Here is a 227-nt window from a genome sequence, read left to right as displayed (position 1 = left end):
TTTTCGGAGATTCTTTAAATAATCTTCTTGTCTTTTAAAGATGATGGCAGTAATTCTGCAATGTCCTTGGAGTAATCACTGTCGTATTCATGTACGTGGTTAAGGAAATAGTGCATCCAGCCCTTGAAGTCCACATCGGCAGCCTTGCAGCACCCCATGAATGAATAGATAACAGCAGCATCTTCAGCTGCGTCATGATTACCACAGAATAAAAAATTCTTCCTGCC

The 227-nt window shown here is 41.0% G+C and carries 1 pseudogene; it reads right to left on the bottom strand.

Annotation, left to right across the window (positions count from 1 at the left end):
* Positions 1-14 precede the first annotated feature (14 nt).
* Positions 15-227 (bottom strand): annotated as a pseudogene (locus tag H6A27_RS14890) (IS66 family transposase); the annotation flags it as partial.

Source organism: Bacteroides caecigallinarum (assembly GCF_016902295.1).
In the GTDB taxonomy this organism is placed as follows: domain Bacteria; phylum Bacteroidota; class Bacteroidia; order Bacteroidales; family Bacteroidaceae; genus Phocaeicola; species Phocaeicola caecigallinarum_A.
Note: the sequence above shows the minus strand (reverse complement) of the source record. Positions and strands in the feature narration are given on the sequence as shown.